The following is a 19,374-nucleotide window of genomic DNA, read 5'->3' on the forward strand; positions in this document are numbered from 1 at the left end:
CAAAACGGGGGATTCTAAACCTATCGAGAGCATTTTGATGGGTCGCTGCTGTGTACAACCCCCAAGGATGTAAGTCAACTAATTTTAGCTTAGCAATTCCTGAAGAAAGAAAGCACTGCAGTAATCTAGGCAGGATCAGTTGGGCTGGTCGTGCCTATCTAAGAGAACACAAGAGATGTATTCAGCAGCGACTTCGTACGGGCTAGTGGCATAGTACGAGAAATCTGGCAATTTGTGTCCGGTAGGAGTGATGAAGCATGAACATTCCCAAAGAAACCCTCTTGCGCATGTACCTCGACATAGTCACTATCCGGTTGTATGAAGAAACCATGGCGGAGGCCTACCAGGAGGGGAAGCACCCGGTCTTTAACATCGCAGTGGGCCCGGTCCCCGGGGAGATGCACCTGGCCGCGGGCCAGGAGCCGGTGGCTGTAGGAGTATGCGCGCACCTGCGTAAGGATGACGCCGTGGTCGGCACCCACCGGCCGCACCACTTCGCCATTGCCAAGGGCGTGGACCTCCGGCGCATGACCGCGGAAATCTTCGGTAAGGCCACCGGTCTGGGGCGTGGAAAGGGCGGTCACATGCACCTCTTTGACCCTGACGCGCACTTCGGGTGCAGCGGCATCATCGGTGCCAGCATTCCTCAGGCAGTGGGGGCGGCCCTGGCCTTCAAGATGCGCAAGGAGGAACGGGTAGCTGTGGCCTTCTTCGGTGATGGTGCCGCGAATCAGGGTGCCTTCCACGAGGGGCTTAACCTCGCCGCCCTCTGGAGGCTGCCCGTAGTGTTCGTGTGCGAGGACAACAGCTGGGCAATTTCGGTACCGAAACACAAATCCACGGCCATCAGCCGGAACGCTGACCGCGCCGTCGCATATGGCATGCCCGGAGTCTACGTGGGAGAGAACGACGTCTTGGCCGTTTACGAGGCCGCTGGCGAGGCGGTGGCCCGTGCCCGCCGGGGTGAGGGACCAACGCTGATCGAGGTCAAGACCGACCGCTTATTCGGGCACTTCCAGGGCGATCCTGAGGTCTACCGGCCGAAGGACGAGGTTCCACGCCTCCGGCAGAACGACCCGATCAAGCGGTTCCGCAGCCACCTCCTGGAGAGCGGCATCGCCAGGGAGGCAGAACTCGACCAACTGGACGTTGAGGCTCGGCGGCGGGTGGAGGACGCCTTCACGTTCGCCCGAGAGTCCCCCTACCCGGCACCGGAAGAAGCCCTGCTCCACGTTTTCGTCGAGTAGCGCCGGTTCTGCTTTCGGTTGGGACTAGCACAGTGAAGGAGGAGAAGGTTGTGTCGGTGACCACCACGCGAAAGCTCACCATGGCCAAGGCGATCGCCGAGGCCATCAGTCTGGAGATGGAACGAGATCCGAGGGTCTTCGTAATGGGCGAGGATGTGGGTGTGTATGGTGGCATCTTCGGTGCCACGACTGGGCTTTATGAAAAGTTCGGGCCGGACAGAATTATCGACACCCCCATTTCTGAAACCGGCTTCATTGGTGCGGCCCTGGGAGCCGCCATGGAGGGAATGCGTCCCATCGTCGAGCTGATGTTTGTGGACTTCTTCGGAGTTTGCATGGATCAGATCTATAACCACATCGCCAAGAACACGTACTTCTCGGCCGGAAACGTCCGGGTACCCTTGGTGTTGCTGACGGCGGTGGGCGGCGGTTACAACGACGCGGGTCAGCACTCCCAGTGCCTGTGGGGGACTTTCGCCCACTTGCCCGGGCTCAAGGTGGTTATCCCGTCCACTCCCTACGATGCCAAGGGGCTGATGATTTCAGCCATCCGGGACGATAACCCGGTAATCTACATGTTCCACAAGGGCCTGCTGGGGCTGGGCTGGATGACCCTTATCAAGGACAGCACCGGCCCGGTCCCGGAGGAGCCCTATATGGTCCCGTTCGGCAAGGCAGACGTGAAACGGGAGGGGAAGGACGTTACCATTGTCAGCGTGTCCATGGGCGTCTACCAGGCCTTGGAGGCCGCTAGGGAGCTGGAGAAGGAGGGTATCAGCGTCGAAGTGCTGGACCTCCGGACCTTGGTACCGCTGGACCGGGAGGCCATTATCAATTCCGTGAAGAAAACCCGCCGGCTGCTGGTAGTGGACGAGGACTACCTGAGCTACGGCATGAGCGGTGAAGTAGCCGCCACCGTCGCTGAGCACGCTTTTGACTACCTAGAGGCGCCGGTCAAGCGACTGGCCGTGCCGGACGTCCCTATCCCGTATTCGCGGCCGCTGGAACAGTTCGTCTTACCTCTGGCTCCCAAAATTGTAGCAGCGGTTAAGGAATTGCTCAGGTCCTGAGCCATAATTCCCGTGCTTGAGGAGTGATACCCCATGCCATACGAGTTCCGCCTGCCCGCCGATGTCGCAGTCCCTGAAATGGATGGATTCGTTGTGAATTGGTTCAAGGACGAGGGTCAGCCGGTGCAGGCAGGCGAACTGCTGTTGGAAGTCCAGTTCGAAAAAGTGACGTTCGAAGTTAATTCCCCGGTGAGTGGGGTGCTAACTAAAATCCTCTGCCCTCAGGGGCAGGTGGTAAGGGTCGGGCAACCGCTCTGCCTCATCGAAGAAGAGGCTATGGCGGAGGCCGGGGGTAGCGAATCCGCACCGCCCCCGGCCCGTACGCCAGAGGAAGCGTCCTATATCCACGGTGAGACGGATCAGAGATCCCGGACTACAGTGGAACCTCAGGCCACCGGTAAGGAGACGGGGGAGGTACGGGCCACCCCGGCGGCCCGGCGGCTGGCTCGCGAGTTGGGGATCCCGTTGGAGGCAGTACCGGGTTCCGGGCCGGGCGGCCGCATCACCGAGGAGGATGTGCAGGCCTTTGCTCGCCGTTCCACGGGGGCGGCGGGTAATGAGCTAACTGGCGCTGGCCCAGCCGCGCCGGCCGCGATCCCCGGAGCATTTGGAGGTACCACCGAGGCAGATACCAGCCCCCGGCGGGTGCCCCTGACGCCTACCCAGCGCCTGGTCGGTGCGCGAATGCTCCAGAGCCTGCGAGAAACCGCCCAGTTCACGGTGGGGCGGGAGGTCGATGTCAGCGCCTTGACCGCACTCCGGGCAGAGCTGAGGAGGGCGGGTTCACCGGTTACCATGACGGATCTTATTCATCGGGCCGTGGTCCTGGCGCTTTTAGAACACCCTGAATTCCAGGCCGTTCTGGAGGGGGAGGAGCTGGTCCTGCCTGCCGCGGTGCACCTGGGGTTCGCCGTCGCCCGCGGCGATGACCTGCTGGTGCCGGTGATTCGAAACGCCCAGAACCTAAGCCTGGACGAACTGGCTGCCGAGCGGCGTCGGCTCACCGAGGCGGTGCTACAGGGCCGTATCCGGCCCGAGGAGCTCCAGGGTGGCACTTTTACGGTTACGAACCTGGGCACTTATGGTATCGATTTCTTCACCCCGGTGCTCTATCCGCCCCAGCCGGCAATCCTGGGTGTCGGGCGAACGGTGGAGCGGCCGGTCCTGGAGGGTGGTAACGTCCGCCCGGCGCATATTCTAACCCTCAGCCTTACTGTGGACCACCGAGTGATCAACGGTGCACCTGCGGCCCGGTTCCTGGCCCGGCTGGCGGAACTTCTTTCCCGACCCGAAGCCCTCTTGGGGGCGGAAGGGCGGACCCTTTAAGAGGAAAATCTGCAGCGTGGAACCCGTTTCTTATACGAGAAAAAGGGCAGCGCGCCTGCGCTGCCCTTTTGGAGTACACCGACCGAAGAGGTAAGCCATGGCCTCCCGGTTAATGCGCTGCAGCATAGCTCTTGCAATAAAAAACTGTATTTAAACCGGAGGAGTGGTTTCCTTGAAGTATCAAATCGCTATTCTGGGGGCGGGCCCGGGTGGCTACGTGGCAGCTATCCGGGCAGCTCAGCTGGGAGCCAAGGTGACGGTAATCGAGCAAGATGCTTTAGGCGGTACTTGTCTAAACCGCGGGTGTATCCCGACTAAGGCCCTCCTGGCCGGAGCATCCTTAGTGGAAGCCATAAAGAGGGCGGGCTCCTTTGGGATACAGGTACAAGGTTACCGGGTTGATTATAGCCGTCTGGTAGCCCGCAAGGACACGGTGGTGAAACAACTGCGGCAGGGTATTAGCTACTTATTTAAAAAGAACAAGGTGGATCTATTCCCTGGCACAGGTTATCTCACCGGCCCCCACCGGGTGGCAGTCACCGGTCCCGATGGGGTCCGGGAGATAGAGGCAGAGAATATTATCCTCGCCACCGGGTCAGAACCAGCTATATTCCCAGACCTCGGTTACAACGGTAGAACTGTGGTAACTAGTACTGAAGCGCTGGCCTGGGATAGCTTACCCGAGAGTATAATTGTTATCGGTGGCGGCGTTATAGGGTGCGAATTTGCGACCCTATTTAATACCTTGGGTGTGAAAGTAACCATAGTGGAGCTACTGCCCTCCATTTTGCCTATGATCGACAGCGAGCTATCGCGCCGCTACCAGATGCTGCTCAACAAGGCCGGTGTAGAGGTTAAAACCCAAGGCCGGGTTACAGCAGTAGAGGAGGAAGGTGAACAGGTTAAGGTAATCCTGTCCAGCGGCGAAACCTTGGTTGCTAATAAAGTGCTGGTTTCCATCGGTCGGAAGTTTAACACCCAAGGACTGGGGCTGGAAAAGGTGGGAGTAGCCCTCGGGCCAAAAGGGGAAATTGCGGTGGATGATTACCTGCGCACTAACGTAGAGGGCGTGTACGCCATAGGAGATGTAACGGGTATAATGCAGCTGGCCCATGTGGCCTCGGCCCAGGGTATTGCGGCTGTACAAACTATACTTGGGCGTCCGACGAAGGTAAATTATGATGCTGTGCCCAGTTGCATTTTTACCTCCCCGGAGATTGCCACCGTAGGCCTTACCCAAGAGGAAGCGGAAAGGCGCGGATTTAAGGTTAAAGTAGGCAAATTTTTATTCCTAGCCAGCGGTAAAGCAGTGGCCAGTGGAGAAACAGAGGGTTTGGTTAAGATAGTGGCTGATGCCTCCAATGATCGGGTTCTAGGGGTTCACATCATGGGTCCCCATGCTACGGAGCTTATTGCTGAAGCGACACTTGCCGTAACCCAGGGAATTAAGGCCCGGGAGCTGGCGGATTGTATCCACGCCCACCCCACCCTTTCCGAAGCTGTAATGGAGGCGGCGGAGGCAGTCCACGGGTTAAGCATACATTCTTAAAGTGTAGTTCAAAAATTCGCCCGGCCGGGTGACGCTGTTGGAGTAGGGCTGCTTTTCTTCCTCAAGCAACCAGTGTATTATAGAGAGGAAGGGCCCGATAACTTCTGTGGTCCTTTGTTTCGTCAAGCCGTACTTGGGGGGGACGGCGGGAGCCAGTACCCCCCTAACGGTTTGGCGGTCCGACTGCAAGATGCGGTTTATCCTAACCGGAGCAGTCATACTACTGGCCCTAAGTTTGATTTTTTTGGCCATTATTCGGGGCAGGAGGAAGATTTCACGCAGGATGGACCGGCGGCTGGGACAATACTGTCTATACCTGGATTAAAACTAAATGTAAAATGGCCGTTTGGCCCTGGAATTAGCTGAGGTTTGGCAAGTTGGATACTGGTTATTATGAAGTACACTAAAGACGGAGGAGGTAGTTACTAGCCTTTACCCCCGGCTCGCAGTTCCCAGATGCGCGGGTCTTCTAGCCCTAGGCGCCAGACACCGATGCCAGGAAGGTCGTACTCCCGCACCAGCCCCAGCTTTGCGCTAAAGCTCCGCACATCTTCAAACCATACTACATGGGGAATATTATCTTCTACATAGCTAAAGGTGGATTCCTGGGCCGCCTGGTCATAATAAATAGTTGCGCCCACGCGGCGGGCAAGCTCTAAAGCTTGGCTATGGGAGAGGGTTACGGGAGTGGGCGCTCCTTCAGCCCAGTCGTAACCATAAACAGCCATACCGAGGCGTATTTTTTCGCGGGGGATAACGCTTACAGCGTAGTCCAGCACCCGGCGAACAAAACCCAGGGAAGCGATAGGGCCCGGTGTACCGAAATGTTCGTCGTAAGCCAGAATATAGACCTGGTCACTAAGGGCTCCCAGTTCCGGGTAACTAAAGGCGCCCGAGAAGGGGTGGCGGGGGTTATCCTCCAGTTCTGCCGGTACGGAGATGGTGGTTAAAAAGCCTGCCGGGCGGAGGGCTTGGGAGAGTTGGCGCATAAACCCGGTCAAGGAGGCACGATCCTCCGGAGGCACAAATTCAAAATCGATATTGACGCCGGCGAAACCCCAGCGGTACATGAGGGTTAAGATACTGTTTACCAAGGTCTGGCGCAAGCTTGGCGTAGTCAACAAGCGGTGTATCAGGGGGCCGTACTGGGGACTGGAATAGTTATGGACTATGGCCAGCACAGGGAGATTAAATTGCCGGATAGCCGCCAGGCCTTCGGTGTCGGCTTGATCCACGAGGCTTCCTGTCTCGGTGACGCCGAACCAGAAGGGTAGGATATATCTTAACAGACGGCCGTGGCTGCGTAAAGAAGCTAGCCCCGGAGGATCGGGAACATAATACCAGTTGTTTTCTAGCTGTCGTTCCTGGATGGCCATGTTTAGAAAACACCTCCTGTTTGTATTACATAATATGTTATTCCTGGCAGATGTGCCCGGTAGCCTGGCGGAGAGCCAGGCCTGAGGTTTGTCACACATATGAAGTGGGAGGCTTTCAAGTGTACCGCGAAATAAGGAGCGAAGCACTTTTATCCCGGCCGGTGCTGGCTATAGATATAGGGGGCGGTACCCAGGATATCTTCCTGTATACTCCCGGTTTCCCGGTGGAAGGATGCGTGCAACTGGTGCTCCCTTCCCCTACTGTGGTAGCCGCCCGGCAGGTAAAAGAAGCTACTGCTAGAAGGAGGCCTTTATGGCTTAAAGGTACTATTATGGGCGGCGGTGCGATAGTCGAAGCTTTGAGGAGCCACCTTAAGCAGGGTCTGCCTGTGTACGCCGAACCCCAGGCTGCTAAGACCGTGCATAACAGTTTAGAAGTGGTTCGAAGCTTAGGCATTCGGGTAGGGGAAAAGCCGGATAAGGAAGCGGTTGTGGTGGAAACCCGGGACCTGGATCTTGCGCGTCTGGCTGCTCTCCTTAGGCCTTATCAAGTAGAACTTCCCCCTTTAGTACTGGTAGCTGCCCAGGACCACGGTGAAGCACCAAAAGGGGTAAGCAACCGCGCCTTCCGGTTTCAATACTGGAGGGACTTTGTGGAGGCAGGAGGCCATATCCAGGAACTCCTATACCGGGAGCCGCCTTCTTATTTCACCCGCCTAGTAGCCATCCGGGATTCTGCTCCAGCCGGGTATGAAGTGCTAGTGATGGATACCTGTGCAGCGGCCGTCTGGGGAGCCTTGGCCGATCCCCGGGTACGCGCATGGGCTGAGGACGGTGTTACAATTTTAAACCTGGGCAACCAACATACTCTAGGTGTCCTGCTTAAAGGTCAGAGGGTGCGGGGCCTGTTTGAGCATCACACTGCCATGGTGGATGAAGAGAGGCTGGCTAGCCTGGTCGAGGGATTACAGGAGGGCCAGCTTACCCACGAAGAGGTATTTAATGATGGGGGTCACGGGTGTTTTATTGGTCCCCATTTCCGGCCTCAAGAACAGTACCGGAGGGTAGCAGTCATCGGTCCCCAGCGGGAGCGGGCCCGTGGGCTGGGCTACTACGAAGCTGTACCCTATGGTAATATGATGCTCGCTGGTTGCTTTGGCCTCTGTCTGGCTTTCTTAGCTCAGGAAGAAGCCAGGGGGGAAGCTTAGGCTGGTGGGGTGCCTACCTAGCCTACTGGAACCTTTCGGGCATAATGCGCTGCTTTAAGACATCCTGAAACGTAGGTACTCCGGCGAAATCACTAGGGAGGAATTTGAACAAGGAATTTGAACGTATGAGACACGAACTTAAGGAATAAAGAAGGTGGGCTTGTTTGTGGCCCCATATCCCTATCCGGTAAAAGAGTCGAACTTACCAAGCTAAGCCAGAGGTGATAAAATAGAACAGGGAGGCGGTGCCGCTTCCCTGTTGTGGTTTAACGATATTGCCTTTATAGTATTTTTGGACAAAGGCCGCTCCCAACCATAATTTATATTATTGGGGCGGGATTTGGGGCTCGGCAAAGGACGGAGGTTGGGGGTTATGCAGGGAGGAACCCACATATTGGCCGGGTGTAGACAGGTTAAAAACGAGACGGGCGTCCTTGTCCACACCCCAGTCCCGGGTGGAGCCGGTGCCCTGAACCTTCTGGAAGCATTCCCGGAACATGGTGTTGTGCGCCTCTTCTCTGTTCAACAAGAAATCGATCATCTGCCGCACATACCGGTCCGCGATTTGCCGGTGCAGATATTCATAAACAACCTTGGCGCGTTGTTCAGCAGCGATGTTGGAAAGCAGGTCAGCGGGCAGGTCACCGGTGGCTTCGATATAGGACGCGGTCCACACCTGACCGGAGGCGTTGCTGTAAAAGGGATTGAGTCCGGTGGTTACATGCGCCTGAACATTGCCGATGGTGGCGTTCATGGCCTGAGGTTCATGGCCGTTCAAGAGGTTGACTGCCGTACATACCATTTCCAGGTGACTGAGTTCCTCCGCGGCGATGTCAAGGAAAATATCCTTGATAGCCGGATCTTGGATGCGAAAACTTTGGGCCAGGTATTGTAACCCTGCTTTCAGCTCACCGTGGGGGCCCCCAATCTGCTCCTGCAAAAGCGCCGCGTAGTTTGGGTTCGGCCGTTCCACACGTACCATTTCTAGCAGATTCTTATCGTGCTTGAACATGTGATTCCCCCTTTCTAAGTCTAGTATCCCATGCTGGGCTACATGGTATGTACTTAATTCGGCGGTGACGGATGGAATAGGCTGGAAAGCAATGGGGAAGTATGTTGGTTGCCGCAGGGCCCCTTTTAATCATGGATCGGCCGGGACGGTAGTGACAAATTTACGTGAAGTTAGCGCCGCCCGAGGGCGGGGTGAAGTCGGTTTTGGTTTCGTCAAATGCGAGGACGCTAGGTCTGTATTCAAGGAGAGGCTTATAGAACGCCGGGGAAGAATTAGACCCGAAACTATGGAAGCTGTGGAAGACAGGTTGAGGATTTTACTGGGGCTTTTGTTTACTACCTGGAGGCGGCTCCTGCGGCAACAATACTTAGGGAAGATCGTGAGATCGTGCCCCTTCGAGGAGCCCTTGCGAATTATGTTTAACGCCACGTTGCCGTCAGCGTGCCAGACCAAGCCGCAGTATAGCTGCCGTCCACGTTGTTTTTCGCTCTCTATCGCTTAAATCCTTTTTTCTGGAACCCGAAAACATACCTAACTTCACTTGGCAGCCTCACAGTCGGCCTGAGAATTGAGAGATTTGCTGGCTTATGGTACGATATTACTTGGAACGCTTTTCCTTCCCTTTAATTGTATACCCACTATTTTTTAAGAAAGGGGCTAAATCTATGGAATGTTCAGCGGCACAGGAAATGGTATTCGTCAACACCTTTACCAATGGTGTCTTGGATCCTTCTCAACCGATGTTGGGTCCTGTGCGTGACAAGGGTTACATCGTAGCCCATACGGCTCCAGGGTGTTGGGGACCAATGATCACTCCAAGCATCCGAGGCGGTCATGAAGTAACGCAACCGGTCTACGTGGAAGGAGCAGAGGTGGGCGATGCCATTGTCATTCGCATCCTCTCCATCCGGGTAACCTCTACAGTGACAGCTTCTGGGAACGATCGGGCTATAGAAGGTAGATTTTTGGGGGACCCATACGTTGCAGGCCGCTGTCCGGGGTGCGGTGCATTATACCCTGAAACGCATGTTGTGGGAACCGGGCCGGAGGCTGTACGATGCGTACATTGCGGGGCAGAAGCCTCGCCGTTTGTATTCACCCACGGATATACCATAGCATTCGATCACCGACACCAACTGGGTGTAACTCTTCACCGCGAAGCGGCAGGCCGTATCGCTAGTGCCGGGCGCTATTACATGGCAATCCCGGGAAACTCCCAACAAAACCCTATTGTTACATTCGCTCCGAGCGACTTGGTAGGAACCGTGGCCAGGATGCGCCCGTTCTTGGGCCAATTAGGAACCACGCCTTCCGTTCCGATACCGGATTCGCATAATGCGGGTGACTTTGGGACGTTTTTGATCGGAGCCCCCCACGAGTATGCTCTAACACCCGAGCAGTTGACCCAGGCCCGCACGGATGGCCATATGGACATCAATCGTGTGCGGGAGGGAGCCATTCTGATTTGCCCTGTTAAAGTTCGAGGAGGAGGCGTGTATATGGGAGATATGCATGCCCTGCAGGGAGATGGTGAAATCGCAGGGCATACTTGCGACGTCTCAGGTGTAGTAACATTACAAGTTGAAGTAATTAAAGGACTAACACTTGAGGGCCCAGTTCTCCTCCCAGTCCCTGAAGACCTCCCATATTTAGCACGCCCCTTGAGTGTAGCAGAGAAAGAAATTGCCCTACGGGAAGCCCAACGGTGGGGATTAGACCGGATCGAAGAGACGGCTCCAGTTTCCGTAATTGGCACCGGACCGAATTTAAATGCGGCGACTGAAAATGCTCTTGAACGGGCCGCCAGACTGTTTGATATGTCTATACCAGAAGTGAAGAACCGGGCAACTATTACCGGGGCGATCGAAATCGGGAGACTTCCTGGTGTGGTGACGGCCACTTTCCGGGTACCGGTAGACCGGTTGGATAAAGTAGGTCTGCTGCCACTGGTCCGGGAACAATACGGTTTAGAATAGGCGAAATTCTGGGATCAGGTGAAACGGGTTAAGTTTTACCAGTCCTTCCGAAGCGAAGGGATGAAAAAAAGAGGGTGGCATGGAGCCAACCTCCTGTGCTTGCGTCAACAACAGGCGTATCCGGGTAAGGCAGGGGCTCCTCGGCAGGACTGCGGCTTGCGAGGTGCCCTGCTTTTTTGTTTTCCCGGTGAATGACAGGGTCGATGCAGTAAGGGCATTACGCTTAACATCACTAACTGAAAGCGCCGGAGAAGGGGTGGCGGGGGTTATCCTCCAGTTTTGCCGGTATGGAGATGGTGGTTAAAAAGCCTGCCGGGAGGAGGGCTTGGGAGAGTTGACGCATAAAGGCAAAGACGGTCATTGGAGGGGCCAGGCTGCAAATGAAAAACGCCACGGCATATAGCTAAACCTTCAATTTCAGGAGCTCTTCTTTGAAGGCAGGCTTTCTGGTATAAGTTGTTAGGAGCTGGGAGATGACCTGGCGGGCTTGATCTTTCCCGCCTGCCTGGGCCAATCTCAATTACACTGCCTATGTATCCACTAGAATCGTCGGCATATTGAAGCAACGGGACCATTTCTCAAAATTAAACAGGTTCATCTTTGTCCACTCCTATAATAGGCTCAACGTACAAATCCCCTGGTCACCAGAGCGGAAAGTCTTGGGCTTTAGAAGAGATGGGGAGCACGAAATTACCTGCTCCACTTGAGAGCTTCTCAAATGGATTAAATATTGGAATGTCCTTTTTTCATACGTTAAAATAAGATTACATAAAGATTTCTACTGTGTAGGAGGTTTTTGTCTAATGTCTGAGGATATCATTATGGAAACACTAAAACTCGGAACCAGGTGCCAAATGGTTTTGCCTTATAAAATCCGGAAAAGCCTCAACCTGTCCGGAGGGGACGAAGTTTTAGTTCAAAAAATAGGAAACACAATAGTAATAATCCCTAAGCCGAAGAGTTACGCCGATCACCTCCTAGGCCTCCACCGCGATATATGGAACGGGGTAGACCCTGACAGCTATGTTAAGAAGGAGCGGGATTCATGGGAGAATTAGCCCAAGTTGTTCGCAGTCATAAAAAATTGCACTTGATACCAACTGCTTTGTTCACTACCTGGAGGCGGCTCCTGCGGCAACAATACTTAGGGAAGACGTTTTTAGCCCTTTAGAACAAGGGAGATTTCAAGCGGTTACTTCCACCTTAACACGGGCATAGATACCGTCCGCTGTGCAGAGATCCGGGCCGAATACCGTGTACGCATACCCGGTGCCATACAGTTAGCCACAGCAATCGAAAGCCAAGCTACCCTATTTCTCACCAACGATCTGAATTTACCCCGACAGATAGGCCCACTTACCATATTGTTTCTTAAAGATTATTTACAGTCTTGAAATCGTGGTGTAGAGCCATATTTAGCCCTGTAGCCTTAAGATTTTTAGCCACTCGATCTTCATAGCATTTATGTATTGGTGCTGAAAAAATGGTGCTGCAAAAGGAGTACTAGGTTTACCGCAATGAATGCTCACATTAAGGTTGAAAAAGTGACGGTGGAAGAGGAATTGGATGAACGTGATCTACCGTTACTCAGAGATATAATAGCTCGCCTGGGGCTACCCTTGGCCACCTTGAGGTACAAGAAAGACTATAGAGGTAGACCCCAAATTATCCAGCAGTGAAGACAGTCTAGAAACGGAGAAGAGGGATACCACTGGAATTGTACAATGAAATGCATTTTCCTCCTACCTTAAAGGTTCCACCACTAGGCAGGCGAGGAGGCGAGACGTATAGGAACTCCCTGCTGACAGCAGTCCCGAATAAACCAGCTCTCGGTGCAGTAACTCCGCCGCCCGGTTGTTGATGAGACCGGCGATTACCGCCGAGCTAAGACGAGTTTGCGGACGGGAGGCATGCAGTGCCATAACATCCTTGGCGAGCCGCTCCAGGTACGGAGTCCGCTCACCGTCCGCACTGATGCCTAACCTAACTATCCTTTGAGTTATCCGGCCATCCTTGCCTTGAACCGTTACGTGCCACACGGTGACCAAACCCGTCGCCTCACTGTTGCCTTCCAAGTTCCCGATTAGAGCCCGCTGCTCGGGTAGAAGGGAAGAATATTTGTTAAGCCACACCTTGATAACAGGGTGCTCAAGACCGAGAAGGTGAAGGTCATCGCGTTGCAAAGCCTTCGTGCGATCAGTCGTGAACAGCAGTTTCCCTTCTTTACCGGGTTGGACCAACTCATAAATCCCTTCTTCAAGCTGGCGAAATTCGCCGCCGTCCACACGAGCCGCCCGCTGGGCAAATGCCACCAGCCGGCGCATACCGTGCCCTTTGTCTTCAATGTTCTTATATTGGCTGAGGTCGAACTTCTCGAGGTCCTGAAATAGCTCGAAGACCACTTCCCGGGCCAGATTGGCATTGGCCAGAGCAACTTCGAGTTCCCTCCGGCTCCGTTCAAGCGAGGGATCAAGGATCGCTTCCCGGTAAAGTTGATCGTAACTTAGGCGGCTGCTTAGCTGCCCGAGAACCTGAGCCCGAAAATCCTCGGCGATCTGGCCCTGCTCATCAATTTTCCCTAGGGTTTTGGCAATCTCCTGAAGTTTCTCCTCCAATAGCAAGAAAATGCGGCCTTCGATGGTATCAGTGGCTACTAAATTGTATACCTGGGCAGTGTGCATCTGCCCGTAACGGTGAATGCGGCCGATGCGTTGCTCAAGATCCATCGGATTCCAGGGCAGATCGTAGTTGAAAAGTACCCTGGCGAACTGCAGGTTAATTCCTTCGCGGCCCGCGGCCGTGCACAGAAGTACCTTCGGTCCATCCTGGCGACGGAAGCGGCGCTGGGCCGCCAGCTTTGCACCGTGGTCACCACCTTTGAGGACTTCTACTCCTTTGTCGGGGAATGCCTTCTCAATGGCGTCTTTCAACGCCTCTATACTACCCAGATAGGTGGCAAAGACGATGACCTTTTCGCTCGGGTTGATGTGCCATAGTTGCTTCAAAGCATTAAGCAACACAGCAGTTTTGGTTTCCGTACCGGCCGGAATCTTCTGCAGAAGGTCCCGAATTTTTTGCCTTTCCCTAGGCAGGGCCGCAGTAACCATCGCGGCGGCTGATTCTTCGCTTGCTGCGACCGCAGTCTCAGAGGCATCGTAGGATTCAGCGGCCGACGCAAAGGCCACTGCCTCCCTCCACTTCTTTAGCAGTTGGACCCGGGCCTCCGCGAGAAGTTGATCCGCCTGGGCCCGTCCCACCGCATCGTCGGGAAGCCCATGCATCTCCCGGATGAGGGCCCGAGCCTCCTGCAAGGCCCGATCGCGGCCGTCCACGTCCAAGAGTTCATCTCGTTCAATGGCCTCCTGGATCGTAAGCATCAACAGGCGCCTCTTGAGGGTGGCTTTGACGGCAGCGAAACTGCTCGCCGCTATCTTTTGGAAAACCGTCATCACAAACCCGAGCGCCCGCCCTTGGTTCCCTTGCTTGGCGGCCAGACTATACCCTTCGCGCAGGTAGTCCAGCAGGGCACCGTAGAAAGCCCGCTCGGGCACGGAAAGGGTGAAACCCTGGGTGTATACCACCCGCCGGGCGAAAAGCGGGCTTCCGTCGGCCGCGCAGGCCTCAGCCTTGGTGCGACGGATTACCACTGCGTTCAAGCGGTGGCGGTTCTCTACCATATCCCTTTCGTCTTCAAACAAAGTAGGGTTTAAAAGCCGTATAAGCATCCAGAAGCGAAAATGATCGCCCTGATGCGGAGTGGCGGACAGTAGCAGAAGGTCGCGGCAGCGATCCCGGAGGGCTTCGGCCAACTTAAAGTTCTCGGTTTTCCTGACCTTCCTACCGTTCCGGTAAGCACTCAGGTGATGTGCCTCATCGAACACCACCACATCCCACGGAGGCGCTTCCAGAAGGCGCCTGACGCGGTCACGTCTTTTTAGAGTGTCGATCGAAACAATAAGGCGGTTATGCCTGGCAAAGGCATTTGACTTCCGGTCCGTAACGTCCCCTTCGGCGCCGAACACCTCAAAATCCAGATCAAAGACTTGGTTTAGTTCTTGCTCCCAGTTGTCTACAAGGCCGGCCGGCACAATAACCAGCGCCCGCCTGAGTTCGCCGCGAAAAGCCAGTTCCCGTAAAATCAGGGCGGTTTCGATGGTTTTCCCTAACCCCACCTCGTCGGCAATAAGAAACCGCCGGGGTTGGGCATTGGCAATGCGGTGAACCAGAACTATCTGGTGCGGCAGCAGGTCCACTTTGGCTGCGGTCAAGGTGGCAACGCTCTCCAGAAGCGGCAGTTCCACGGCCTCAACTGCCAACCATAACCGCTCTAGGGCGTCGGGTGTGACCGGTCGTAGCCCGGATATCACCCGGTCGGCCCAGCTTTCCACCTCCCGAAGGTCCTCTGCCGATACCCGGCGCTCGCCGAGGGAGCGGAAAAATACGCGGGCGAACCCGGTAGGCTCGAGGGCGATGATGACACCTTCACCCAGATCCGGGTGCATTACCTTCTTCCCCGGCTGCAATTGCTCAAGAGATCCTGGCAACATGGTATCCCACCGTAAACCGTCTACCAGTTTGAGCCTCCTCGCGCACCAATCGGGTAACGTCCAGGGTAGCGCTGCCGTCCCAAAGGGCAAAGGAAAGATGAACTCGCTCGCCGTCCCGTCTCACGAACAAAACTTCTTCGTCGGCAACCGTGACTTCGAAGGAACGCTCCGGGGCGGCAAACCCAAACACGAGGCCGCACTGCTCCCACCGGTACTGGAACTCTAGGATCAAGGGCTTGACCCGCTTGCGCAGGAAGGCCTCCGCGTCCGCCGGGTCCAGCACTTCCAGAACGGTTTCCAGGCCGCTGACGAGCAAGGTGTTCCTTCCACCCGGGGGCTCGACCGGCCATGCCTTCAACCACCCCAGCGCCTGCCGAAGCGAAACCAGACTGGCGGCCTCGATCAGACGACCGAGAATATACTTATCAAAGACCACGCTAGATCCGCGCCGTAGCCATGCACTGCTGGACATCTCCCTCATGGCACTTCCTCCGCTTCCAAACGGTCAAACAGCGTCATCTGACGGACCCCCTCATTCCTGGTTGGTCTGGCCCGCCAGTGACGAATCAGGTCAAGGGCCAGGCGTGCAGCCTGGCGGATGTCGGCGTCCGGGTCGGTCTCGGCGTACCATTCCAGGATGGCATCTACGGCCTTCTTGAGCTGAAAAGTATGCCGGTCGAGTTCATCGATGACATTGACCCCGCTACCGGGCTGCGCCGCCCCAATAAGGAAATGGGCCTGATCAAGGTCCGTCTTAATTACCTTGCGGTTGCGGCCCGGTGCGGTGAAATAGCGGAAGCGCTCGGCGATGGGTACCACATGCACCGTAGTTCCTGCAGACCTTATCCACCCCCTCGCCTCGAGGTCATCCTGGGACACGCCGGTGCCGCGCAACATTTTATGCAGGTCGTCCCGCGCAAGGGATGTGCGCCCCTGGAAGATGTATAGAAAGAGCCGGGTGGCGGGCTCGGCCATGTCGGGCGGGCGGCGCCTACCGTTGTCGCCTTCACCGTGAAGCAGGTCATCGAGTAGCTGGTTGATGCCCAGGAGGGCCTCCCGGACGGTAAGCACCTGGCCCTCGCCCTTATACACCTGGCCGTAGTGACGGCTGTAAAACTCCAGCGCCTTGCCGCGCAGAACTACGCGTAGATCTGCTTCCGATAGCCCCTTGCCGTGGGAGTGCTCAAGCAGCTCTTTGAGTCGCGCGGTTTCCTCCTTCACCCAGCGTCGCATCCGGGCCCAGCTTACCGGTTGCGGGGGTTCGAGACGCTTGCGGCAGACGTGGATGATGTCGTACTCGATTTTCTGGCTACCAAACTGCGCCCGTTCGCCCTTGGTCTCGTCGCTACGTATCGGGTATGTGGCAACCAAGATGAACCCCGCGCCGAATAGGGCCTCCAGGACATTTACCCAGGTCTCATCCTCATTGTGGTGGAAGGTAAAAGCCATGAGGCCCCCGGGTTTAAGGAGGCGGTTGGCCTCAGCCCAGCAGGCCATAAGGGTTTGCTGGTAGAATTCGGAGGATGGCTCGGGGCGGTAAAGGGGGTTGCGGTCCTTCTCTTGCAAGTCCGGATTGCCCGTTAACGCCCGCACTTGAGCAAGGATGGCGCGGGTAATGAAGGGTTCCTTTTCCCATTCCTCCCGGTCATCCGGGTGCTCCACGGAGTTATCCACCGCCTCCAGGGCGTGGGGCGTGCGCTCCGGCTCGAAGTAAGCCCGCTCGGGCAGGCCCGCGTACCACCTCAAGAGGGGTATGCGGAGCCAGACGTAAAAGAAATCGGCCAGATCGGCGTAGAACACGTTGTCTCCAAAGGGCGGATCAGTAATGACGAGGTCGAAGGGCTCGTGGCCGAACATGGATAGGTCGGTAGCTGACCCGCAATAGGCTGCGGCAATACCCTTTAGCGGGTCGCCAGGCTTGACCTTCCCAGATTTTTTTCCATCGACTCCTGCCGCCGCGCCAACAACAAATAACTCCCAGGGGTCTAATGACCATTGCACGGCCTGGAACACCTTTTGGGAAGATGAAACCCAGTTGCCGCGACCAAGTATATTAAAGACACAGTTCTCAATTACTTGCTGCTTGGGATGGTAGTTGGGATTCGAGAACATCGGTTCAGGCGTATCACGCTGTGGATTCCAAAATGCAAACATATTCTGGTTCCGCAGGTATTGCTGGAATGCACCAAGTGCCTGCTCGCGCACATCTAGGGGCCACTTTTCCTCCGGGGCTTCGGTGATGGCCCGGAGGAGCTGGGCGTGCACCAGGAGCTGGCGGGGATTGAACATCTTCCACCAGTGGGTATAGCCCCACCGGTCCAGCGCGTCCCTCTTGTGTGTTCTCTCACCGTAAGCTATTTCTTGCCGCGGCCAGTAAGCCGCCAAATCGGTATCCCGGCGCGCCGCCCATTCCCTTTCCGCCTGAGCCAGGCGCCTCAGATCTTCGGCGTCGGGAGCCTTGAAGTACCGCCCGCCGTAGTTATACCCTTCCGCCTCGCACTGCGGGCAGTAGCACTGCAGAGCGTAAACAGCGATAGGCTGGGTTTTACCGAATTCCGCTGTACTATCGAATATCGGCTGCTGCCGTCCGCAGTTATAGCAACTAAAGGTAGCCTTTGACGGCACTGTGCCAACTCGTGTCTGGATCCTGGTGCCGTCGGCAAGGACGATTTCGCGCGGCAGGCCGTATTGTTTGCGGTCGACAGTTTCTTCTTCTGTTTCGTCCCCGGTGTCCTCCGGAATTTCTGCTCCTTCCTCTTGGGCAAGTCTCTCCTCTTCAGTTAGCTTGATCCGGCCCCGCACTTCAATAAGCCTCAGGCCTTCCAGCCGCTTCTCGAACCAGGCGATGGTCGCCTCCGGGTCGGCCCCGGCGTAGCCTCCCATTTCCCTCCCGTGGTCCCAACCGCCGGCGCCCTGGAACCAGTCTGGATGAATTAAAAGGTACATGTGGACGGGGCGAGTGCGGATACCGAAGTCTTGCTTCTTCAAATCGCTGACCCGGCGCGCCCTGGTATGGCGGTAAAGGACCTCCTTGACCTGGTTGCCGGAAAAGGCACCGCATTTAGGGCACCGCAGGCCCGGCTCGCGATCCACAAGGGCAAGGAGTTCCCGTACACGGCCGAACCGCTCCGTGGCGTTACCCTTGGAATAGTCTTGCAGCAAACGGGCAAAAGTCTGGGTGGTCTCGGTAAAGCTCGGCTCAGTAGCTAGCACCACTCGCTCGGCACCGGGGGCCAGGCGGGTCTCGCCCAGTTCTACGTTAAAAGTGTGGCCGCAGGAAGGGCAGGTCGTTTCGATATAAGCAGTGGTCAATTTCTTCTCAGCTATAACCGGGTTTTTGAAAATCGGGGTGCGGTGGCCGCAATCCCGGCTCTGGCACGGCCCGTGCTTGGCCCAAAAGGTGTAGATAACCTCGGGGCCCTCCCAGCGGTAACGCTTCCGCTCTTCCGGAGAGAGGTTAAGGGGGGCCACATCGGCAATTTTGCCGGTTTCCGTATCGATCCAGCGGCCCCGGTGCCCGCGCGGGCAAGTAGTAACATAAAAAGGCTGGACGAGGGGCTTGAGCTCTGCTTCAATGTGGTCAAAGAAGGCCTTAACTTGTTCGGGGTCGCTGCAGGCGAGTTCATTCTTGGTGACAAACCAGGCCACCGGGTTAAGGTCCACACCCACCACGTGGAAGCCCAGCCGCGCTCCCTCGACCAGGGTAGTGCCACCGCCCATGAAGATATCCAATACCCGTAACTTCTTGAAGGAACCGGCCTTCTGGTGATTGGCGTAGTAGTGATCCCAAACCAGCTTCGCCGCCTGAGCCGGATCCTGGGGAGCCTGGGTGGCAGCGGCGATCAAGAGACTCCGGAACACGCTGGAACGGCGCCGCGCCCACCATTTTGACATCTGGTAAATGGGTTTGCCGGCGTTACCCTCGAGCTTAGAGAGGGCGTTGATAGGCGCAATGGGAAAGTCTACTTCCAGGCAGACCGGGGGCCGCCGGGGATCGTTAAAGTCGGGTACGGGCAGTCGCACAGCCTTGCCCAGATTGGGTGGCTCGTTTGCTCCGTGCATT

15 protein-coding genes are annotated in these 19,374 nt (G+C 56.2%); 9 read left to right on the forward strand and 6 right to left on the reverse strand.

Going from position 1 to position 19,374, the window contains the following annotated elements:
- The first annotated feature begins 257 nt into the window (after positions 1-257).
- The 4 genes from AC1BI1_RS02085 (at position 258) to lpdA (ending at position 5,192) form a co-directional block, all read left to right on the forward strand.
- Positions 258-1,247 (forward strand): thiamine pyrophosphate-dependent dehydrogenase E1 component subunit alpha, encoded by a 990-nt coding sequence (locus AC1BI1_RS02085; protein WP_476715608.1) that lies wholly within the window; start codon positions 258-260, stop codon positions 1,245-1,247.
- 50 nt (positions 1,248-1,297) lie between these two features.
- Positions 1,298-2,317 carry an alpha-ketoacid dehydrogenase subunit beta gene (locus AC1BI1_RS02090; protein WP_476715609.1) on the forward strand — a complete coding sequence of 340 codons (1,020 nt, stop codon included), beginning with the start codon at positions 1,298-1,300 and terminating at the stop codon, positions 2,315-2,317.
- A gap of 33 nt (positions 2,318-2,350) precedes the next feature.
- Positions 2,351-3,643 (forward strand): dihydrolipoamide acetyltransferase family protein, encoded by a 1,293-nt coding sequence (locus AC1BI1_RS02095; protein WP_476715610.1) that lies wholly within the window; start codon positions 2,351-2,353, stop codon positions 3,641-3,643.
- A gap of 172 nt (positions 3,644-3,815) precedes the next feature.
- On the forward strand, positions 3,816-5,192 hold the full coding sequence (gene lpdA, locus AC1BI1_RS02100) for a dihydrolipoyl dehydrogenase (RefSeq protein WP_476715611.1): 1,377 nt from the start codon (positions 3,816-3,818) through the stop codon (positions 5,190-5,192).
- On the opposite strand, the gene AC1BI1_RS02105 is transcribed toward lpdA, so the two are convergent.
- Positions 5,175-5,411 (reverse strand): hypothetical protein, encoded by a 237-nt coding sequence (locus tag AC1BI1_RS02105; protein ID WP_476715612.1) that lies wholly within the window; start codon positions 5,409-5,411, stop codon positions 5,175-5,177. The two genes, lpdA and AC1BI1_RS02105, sit on opposite strands and share 18 nt — an antisense overlap.
- A gap of 206 nt (positions 5,412-5,617) precedes the next feature.
- Positions 5,618-6,568, reverse strand: coding sequence for a glycosyl hydrolase family 18 protein (locus tag AC1BI1_RS02110; protein ID WP_476715613.1), 951 nt, complete (start codon positions 6,566-6,568; stop codon positions 5,618-5,620).
- A 119-nt stretch (positions 6,569-6,687) separates the two neighbouring features.
- Here AC1BI1_RS02110 and AC1BI1_RS02115 point away from each other — a divergent pair, with 119 nt between their 5' ends.
- Positions 6,688-7,776 carry a DUF1786 domain-containing protein gene (locus AC1BI1_RS02115; protein WP_476715614.1) on the forward strand — a complete coding sequence of 363 codons (1,089 nt, stop codon included), beginning with the start codon at positions 6,688-6,690 and terminating at the stop codon, positions 7,774-7,776.
- 325 nt (positions 7,777-8,101) lie between these two features.
- Here the strand turns inward: AC1BI1_RS02115 and AC1BI1_RS02120 are convergent, their stop codons facing one another.
- Entirely contained in the window at positions 8,102-8,788 is a 687-nt protein-coding gene (locus AC1BI1_RS02120) for a manganese catalase family protein (protein ID WP_476715615.1), read from the reverse strand.
- A 91-nt stretch (positions 8,789-8,879) separates the two neighbouring features.
- Here AC1BI1_RS02120 and AC1BI1_RS02125 point away from each other — a divergent pair, with 91 nt between their 5' ends.
- The 4 genes from AC1BI1_RS02125 to AC1BI1_RS02140 all read left to right on the forward strand — a co-directional run bounded on the left by AC1BI1_RS02125 (position 8,880) and on the right by AC1BI1_RS02140 (position 12,443).
- A complete protein-coding gene (locus AC1BI1_RS02125; protein WP_476715616.1) occupies positions 8,880-9,290 on the forward strand; it encodes a type II toxin-antitoxin system PemK/MazF family toxin in 411 nt (136 codons plus the stop codon).
- Positions 9,291-9,453: 163 nt separating this feature from the next.
- Positions 9,454-10,764 carry an acetamidase/formamidase family protein gene (locus tag AC1BI1_RS02130; RefSeq protein ID WP_476715617.1) on the forward strand — a complete coding sequence of 437 codons (1,311 nt, stop codon included), beginning with the start codon at positions 9,454-9,456 and terminating at the stop codon, positions 10,762-10,764.
- An 803-nt stretch (positions 10,765-11,567) separates the two neighbouring features.
- Positions 11,568-11,822, forward strand: a complete 255-nt coding sequence (locus AC1BI1_RS02135; protein ID WP_476715618.1) for an AbrB/MazE/SpoVT family DNA-binding domain-containing protein — start codon at positions 11,568-11,570, stop codon at positions 11,820-11,822.
- Between the two features lie 459 nt (positions 11,823-12,281).
- The gene (locus AC1BI1_RS02140; protein WP_476715619.1) at positions 12,282-12,443 is read left to right on the forward strand and encodes a hypothetical protein; all 162 of its coding nucleotides are present in this window, start codon (positions 12,282-12,284) and stop codon (positions 12,441-12,443) included.
- A 63-nt stretch (positions 12,444-12,506) separates the two neighbouring features.
- Here AC1BI1_RS02140 and AC1BI1_RS02145 read toward each other — a convergent pair whose 3' ends face one another.
- Genes AC1BI1_RS02145 through AC1BI1_RS02155 form a run of 3 tightly spaced genes read right to left on the reverse strand, consistent with a single transcriptional unit; the run spans position 12,507 to position 19,373 of the window.
- Complete coding sequence (locus AC1BI1_RS02145; RefSeq protein WP_476715620.1) at positions 12,507-15,311, reverse strand: DEAD/DEAH box helicase; 2,805 nt, start codon at positions 15,309-15,311, stop codon at positions 12,507-12,509.
- Complete coding sequence (locus tag AC1BI1_RS02150; RefSeq protein WP_476715621.1) at positions 15,292-15,792, reverse strand: hypothetical protein; 501 nt, start codon at positions 15,790-15,792, stop codon at positions 15,292-15,294. The genes AC1BI1_RS02145 and AC1BI1_RS02150 overlap by 20 nt, the downstream gene beginning before the upstream one ends.
- Positions 15,789-19,373, reverse strand: coding sequence for a DUF1156 domain-containing protein (locus AC1BI1_RS02155; protein WP_476715622.1), 3,585 nt, complete (start codon positions 19,371-19,373; stop codon positions 15,789-15,791). Before AC1BI1_RS02155 ends, AC1BI1_RS02150 begins: the two co-directional genes overlap by 4 nt.
- Between the last annotated feature and the right edge of the window lies 1 nt (position 19,374).

The sequence above is a fragment of the Thermanaeromonas sp. DSM 22490 genome (assembly GCF_056378755.1).

Bases quoted from the DNA above. Each gene is read 5' to 3' on its own strand.
- AC1BI1_RS02145 (WP_476715620.1), bottom strand. From the start codon at position 15,311: ATGTTGCCAGGATCTCTTGAGCAATTGCAGCCGGGGAAGAAGGTAATG.
- AC1BI1_RS02125 (WP_476715616.1), top strand. From the start codon at position 8,880: ATGGGGAAGTATGTTGGTTGCCGCAGGGCCCCTTTTAATCATGGATCG.
- AC1BI1_RS02155 (WP_476715622.1), bottom strand. From the start codon at position 19,373: ATGCACGGAGCAAACGAGCCACCCAATCTGGGCAAGGCTGTGCGACTG.
- AC1BI1_RS02105 (WP_476715612.1), bottom strand. From the start codon at position 5,411: ATGACTGCTCCGGTTAGGATAAACCGCATCTTGCAGTCGGACCGCCAA.
- AC1BI1_RS02095 (WP_476715610.1), top strand. From the start codon at position 2,351: ATGCCATACGAGTTCCGCCTGCCCGCCGATGTCGCAGTCCCTGAAATG.
- AC1BI1_RS02135 (WP_476715618.1), top strand. From the start codon at position 11,568: ATGTCTGAGGATATCATTATGGAAACACTAAAACTCGGAACCAGGTGC.
- AC1BI1_RS02110 (WP_476715613.1), bottom strand. From the start codon at position 6,568: ATGGCCATCCAGGAACGACAGCTAGAAAACAACTGGTATTATGTTCCC.
- AC1BI1_RS02140 (WP_476715619.1), top strand. From the start codon at position 12,282: ATGAATGCTCACATTAAGGTTGAAAAAGTGACGGTGGAAGAGGAATTG.
- AC1BI1_RS02150 (WP_476715621.1), bottom strand. From the start codon at position 15,792: ATGAGGGAGATGTCCAGCAGTGCATGGCTACGGCGCGGATCTAGCGTG.
- AC1BI1_RS02120 (WP_476715615.1), bottom strand. From the start codon at position 8,788: ATGTTCAAGCACGATAAGAATCTGCTAGAAATGGTACGTGTGGAACGG.
- AC1BI1_RS02130 (WP_476715617.1), top strand. From the start codon at position 9,454: ATGGAATGTTCAGCGGCACAGGAAATGGTATTCGTCAACACCTTTACC.
- AC1BI1_RS02085 (WP_476715608.1), top strand. From the start codon at position 258: ATGAACATTCCCAAAGAAACCCTCTTGCGCATGTACCTCGACATAGTC.